Raw genomic sequence first — 4,889 nt, forward strand, 5'->3', positions numbered from 1 at the left:
GTTGAGCGTGATCTGACGCACCGCGCGCTCGTCGGCAAAGAGGCGCGGCAAGGTGTCCTCGAACTCCTGGACGATGCGGATGTCCTTGTTGCGGGCCCGCAATTCCATCATGTGGCAGCAGTCCTCGACGATGGTCACCAGCATCACCGGCTCCTCGTTGAGCTGGTAGCGGCCGGCCTCGATGCGCGACAGGTCGAGGATCTCGTTGATCAGGTCGAGCAAATGCTGACCGGACTCGTGCACGTCATGGGCATAGTCGCGGTAGGTCGGATTGTTCATCGGACCCAGCACTTCATTGGCCATCACTTCAGAGAAGCCCAGGATGGCGTTGAGCGGCGTCCTGAGCTCGTGGCTCATCGAGGCGAGAAAGCGCGATTTCGCAAGGTTGGCGTCCTCGGCGCGCCGCCTTGCCTCGTCCGACATTGATTTCGCCGTCTCCACCTCGGCGATCAACGCGTCCTTCTCCGAGCGGAAGGACAGCACCATCAACGAGGCCTGGTTGAGGTGGCGCGCGACATAGCCGAAGAACGGAAGTGCTGCGATGAGCAATGCCGCCATCGTGGCTTCGATCGGCGTCCACAGGCGCATGATGGTGTACACATAGACGGCTACGGGAATGGCAAAGGTCGCGAACAGCGCGCCGCCAAGCGAGGAGGCCATCACCGCGGTCGTCGCCATCGCGATCAGCAGCACCATGGCCTTGGCGACATGGAACTGGTCGATCTGGCAGGTGTCGCAGCCGATCCAGGCGAACCACGCCCAGCCAAGGCCACACAGGAAATGGCCGATCAGGAAGTCGCGGCGCGTCTGCGCCGGGTCGAGTTCGGCGGCCTCGGTTCGCTCGACGCGCCGCGACATGAACGCGACGATCGCGTAGCAAAGCAGCGTCGCCAAAGCCCAGATGGTGACTTGGCCGTCCATGCCCGCCAGCCGGCCGATGGCCGCTACGGCGAGCACGAGCAGGGGAATCGCGACCGCGCTGACCACCATGGCGCGCGCATGCAGTTTCAGCAGTTCACGGTCGAAGTCGAGACTACCCGCTTGCTGCGAAAGGCGGTCGCGCGTCTTGCGCACCGCGCGCGCCACATCGCTGTTGCGGTGCGGTTTACGGCGGTCCACAATGAATTTATCCGCTGTGTTCGAGCGTAGCAAAGGCATACGGACTTCAATTTCTGCGCGCAGCGATTTTCAGTTCGTTAAGCTACGTTCGAATGATTAAGAGACTGTTTGCCATATGAGCCGTTTCGGGCCGCGAGGACCGCGCCGGCGCTATGCGGCGAGCCCGCCGCGCAGCCTGTGGCGCAAGCTGCTGGACTATGGGCTGGCCTTCCTTTTGCTCGGGTTGCTGATCCTGGTGGCGGCTCGGCTCGATCGCTTCGAGACTCGCAAGGAGCAAGGCACGGCGATCGTCAATGACGGCGATTCGATCACGCTCGGGACCGAGCGCATCCGCATGCGCGGCATCGATGCTCCCGAGTACCAGCAGACCTGCCAGAAGGCCGGCGCCGACTATCCCTGCGGCAAGCTGGCGCGGCAATCGCTGGTACGGCTGATCGCCGGCCGGCCGGTTTCCTGCAGCGGCTGGCAGCGCGACCGTTACGGCAGGCTGCTCGGCGACTGCAGGGCAGGCGACACCGACCTGAACCAGGCCCAGGTGCAGGCCGGATGGGCGGTTGCCTTCGGCGACTTCGAAACCGAGGAAGCGGTGGCGAGAGCGGCCAAGGTCGGCATCTGGGCAGGCGCCTTCGAGGAGCCGCGGGACTGGCGCGACAGCCATCATGACGCGCCGGTCGAGAGAAAGCGCGGCACGCTTGCCTGGTTGAGCGACGCGTTGCGCGAGTTCTTTCGCTTCTGGTGACGGGCGTATCCGAGCCCTATGATCCGGTGGAGAAGCTGGAGGATGGAATGAAGCTGTTCGATGGCGGCCGCGCGCCGAATCCCCGGCGTGTGCGCGTCTTCCTTGCCGAGAAGGGGCTGACGGTGCCGCTGGTGCCCGTCGACATGGCTGCGCTGGAGCATCGCGGCGAAGAGGTGGCGCAACGCAATCCGCTGCGGCGCCTGCCGGTGCTCGAGCTCGACGACGGCACCGTCATCACCGAATCGATCGCCATCTGCCGCTATTTCGAGGAGTTGCATCCCGAGCCGGCGCTGTTCGGCACGGGCGCGCTCGGCAAGGCAAAGGTCGAGATGTGGCAAAGACGCCTTGAACTCAACCTGATGGTCAGTGTCGCGGCCGCGTTCCGGCATATCCATCCGGCGATGAAGGAGTGGGAGGTGCCGCAGATCCCGGAATGGGGCGAGGCCAACAAGCCGAAGGTGATCGAGTTCCTGCACCTGCTCGATCACGAACTGGCGCAGCGCGAATTCGCCGCCGGCGATGCCTATTCGGTTGCCGATATCACCGGAATGATCGCTATCGATTTCATGAAGCCGGCCCGCATCAAGGTGCCTGAGGAGTGCACGAATGTGCTGCGCTGGTATGCGGCGCTGACGAGCCGGCCAAGCGCGACGGCCTGAGCGACCGAATTGGATAGTCCACCCGATATGAGCGAAGTATTGGAGCGCCTCACCGCGAGAGTGCGGGCCTGCCGCATCTGCGTCGACCAGCCGGTTGGCCGGCCCTTGCCGCACGAGCCGCGCCCGGTATTGAGGCCGTCCTCGAGCGCCCGCATCCTGCTCGCCAGCCAGGCGCCGGGCACCAAGGTGCATGTATCGGGCATGCCGTTCACCGATGCGTCCGGAGATCGCCTCAGAAGCTGGCTCGGCGTCAGCAACGAAGAGTTCTACGACACGGAAAAATTCGCCATCGTGCCGATGGGCTTCTGCTTTCCCGGCCAGGACGCCAAGGGCGGCGACCTGCCGCCGCGTCGCGAATGCGCACCGGCCTGGCGCGCTCAGCTGATGGCGCTGATGCCGCAGATCGACCTGGTGCTGACCATCGGCGGCTATGCGCAGGCATGGCATATGGGCACGACGCGCGCGGCGTCCTTGACGGATACGGTGAGAAATTGGCGCGCCGTCTGGGATGCTCCGGCCAGTCCAAAAGTGTTGCCGCTGCCGCATCCGTCGTGGCGAAACACCGGCTGGCTGAAGAAGAATCCCTGGTTTGAAATGGATTTGCTGCCCTTCCTCAGGTCGGAAATCCGCTATCGCATTGGTTAGGCATTCCGCAAGATATCACCCGCTTTTGGTGCCTTTGGCAGAATTTCTTTCTTGTGAAAGGCTCTGATAAAAGGGATTATAGCCAAACTATTCCCCTGGAGCCTCCCCATGGATCGCCTCGACCGAAAAATTCTCCGCCTCCTGCAGGAGGACGCCACGCTCGCGGTGGCCGACGTCGCCAAGAAAGTCGGCCTGTCGACCACGCCGTGCTGGCGGCGTATCCAGAAGCTCGAGGAAGAGGGTGTCATCAAGCGGCGCGTCGCCATCCTCGACCATGAGAAGGTCAATGTGCGCGTCACCGTCTTCGTGTCGATCCGCACCAATTCGCACAGCCATGAATGGCTGCGGCGCTTCTCCGAGGTCATCCAGGAATTTCCGGAGGTGGTCGAGTTCTACCGCATGAGCGGCGACGTCGATTACCTGCTGCGCGTCGTGGTGCCCGACATCGCCGCCTACGATGCCTTCTACAAGCGCCTGATCGCCAAGATCGAGATCCGCGACGTGTCCTCGTCCTTCGCCATGGAGCAGATCAAGTACACGACGGAAATTCCGCTCGATTACATGGTTCTGGACAAGGAATCGGGCGCGAACGCGGCGTGACACTGGTTGCGCCGACCGGCCTTAATTCTTCTTTTTGTTCAGGAAATTCCACGGCGAGTTGACCGGCAGAGTGACCGTGTCCGGCACGCTGTCGACGCTCGCTACCTCCGCCCTACGCACCGTGTAGCCGGACTGGACGACCGAGACGCCGTCGAGGATGAAAAGCTGGCTCTTTTCCATGCCAGGCTGCAACACGCCAGTGACGGCGACCGGGTCGTAAGCCTCTTTCATCTTGTAGGGATGCGCCGGGGTGACCAGCACCATCTGGTTGGGCGGCGGCGTCGGCATGTGGCTGCAGGCGCCTGTCCACGGAACCAGCAGGAACTGGTAGACGAGGTCGCCGTCGCGATCGACCGGCAACGCATAGCCGGCTAATTGTATGGCCTTGTCCTGCAGATTGAGCGACAGTGTCTCGCCGTGGTCGGGCAGTTTTGCCGCGATCATCGGCAGGTTCGCGTCCTCGGCGATCGCCTGCGTGGCGGGGCGCAGATCCTTCCAAAGGATATGCGCGGTTTCCGCCGAGGCATGACTGACGGCGAGGCCAAGTACCGCGGCGATGATCGCGCCTGTGCCGAGACGATTGTTCATTGGCTGCATTCTAGCCGGTCCGTGATTGCGAGCGCGAGTAAGACTGCCGTGATCTCGGAGCATTTTCCAGCCCGATGGATCAGTCACGGGCTATGGAAACGCTCTGGTGGAACGTCGCGCCGAAGAAACTGCGGGAAATCGTTGTCGAAGTCTTGCCTGACCGGGGCAACGGCGCTGAAAATGCCCCGGACGATACGACGGCAGTGAGCCTGTGTCGCGCGACCCCAGCGCACAAGTACCTGGAGAAGTTCCATGCCGACCAGCCATGATCTCAGCGGGCTGATGAAATTTCTTTCCCGTGACGAATGGCGCGAATGCTTCGAGGAAGTTTTCAACGAGCATTTTGGCCGGGTGCTCGATGGCGAGGGCGATTTTGAAGACCTTGCCGAAGTCCTCGGTGAGCACTGGACGAATGCCCTTTGGGGTTGTGCTTTCGAGGATTTCCTGACGCAGGATTTCGAGGGTGAACCCAGCAATATGGTCGACGAATATCTGAAGCGCCGAGGCTGGAAGGAAAGCGCGCAAGCAAGAGCCTATAT

The 4,889-nt window shown here is 62.5% G+C and carries 7 protein-coding genes and 1 pseudogene; 6 read left to right on the top strand and 2 right to left on the bottom strand.

Annotated elements, in window-relative coordinates:
* The coding region (locus EOA23_RS31540) for a histidine kinase dimerization/phospho-acceptor domain-containing protein (RefSeq protein WP_127306977.1) at positions 1-1,158 on the bottom strand (1,158 nt) is incomplete at its 3' end.
* A 76-nt stretch (positions 1,159-1,234) separates the two neighbouring features.
* Here EOA23_RS31540 and EOA23_RS31545 point away from each other — a divergent pair.
* From EOA23_RS31545 to EOA23_RS31560, 4 genes are all read left to right on the top strand, one after another.
* The gene (locus EOA23_RS31545; RefSeq protein ID WP_127306978.1) at positions 1,235-1,858 is read left to right on the top strand and encodes a thermonuclease family protein; all 624 of its coding nucleotides are present in this window, start codon (positions 1,235-1,237) and stop codon (positions 1,856-1,858) included.
* 47 nt (positions 1,859-1,905) lie between these two features.
* Positions 1,906-2,517 carry a glutathione S-transferase gene (locus EOA23_RS31550; RefSeq protein ID WP_127306979.1) on the top strand — a complete coding sequence of 204 codons (612 nt, stop codon included), beginning with the start codon at positions 1,906-1,908 and terminating at the stop codon, positions 2,515-2,517.
* A gap of 27 nt (positions 2,518-2,544) precedes the next feature.
* A complete protein-coding gene (locus EOA23_RS31555) occupies positions 2,545-3,162 on the top strand; it encodes a uracil-DNA glycosylase family protein (protein WP_126060923.1) in 618 nt (205 codons plus the stop codon).
* Between the two features lie 108 nt (positions 3,163-3,270).
* Positions 3,271-3,762, top strand: a complete 492-nt coding sequence (locus EOA23_RS31560) for an Lrp/AsnC family transcriptional regulator (RefSeq protein ID WP_006205209.1) — start codon at positions 3,271-3,273, stop codon at positions 3,760-3,762.
* A 21-nt stretch (positions 3,763-3,783) separates the two neighbouring features.
* On the opposite strand, the gene EOA23_RS31565 is transcribed toward EOA23_RS31560, so the two are convergent.
* Positions 3,784-4,350: a DUF3299 domain-containing protein gene (locus EOA23_RS31565; protein WP_127306980.1), complete on the bottom strand. Its 567-nt coding sequence runs from the start codon at positions 4,348-4,350 to the stop codon at positions 3,784-3,786.
* Between the two features lie 92 nt (positions 4,351-4,442).
* Here EOA23_RS31565 and EOA23_RS35915 point away from each other — a divergent pair, with 92 nt between their 5' ends.
* Positions 4,443-4,619: a hypothetical protein gene (locus EOA23_RS35915; protein WP_189341782.1), complete on the top strand. Its 177-nt coding sequence runs from the start codon at positions 4,443-4,445 to the stop codon at positions 4,617-4,619.
* Positions 4,603-4,889: pseudogene (locus EOA23_RS31570) on the top strand (hypothetical protein); the annotation flags it as partial. The gene EOA23_RS35915 and the pseudogene EOA23_RS31570, both read left to right, overlap by 17 nt.

The organism is Mesorhizobium sp. M2A.F.Ca.ET.042.01.1.1, assembly GCF_003997405.1.
Taxonomy (GTDB): domain Bacteria; phylum Pseudomonadota; class Alphaproteobacteria; order Rhizobiales; family Rhizobiaceae; genus Mesorhizobium.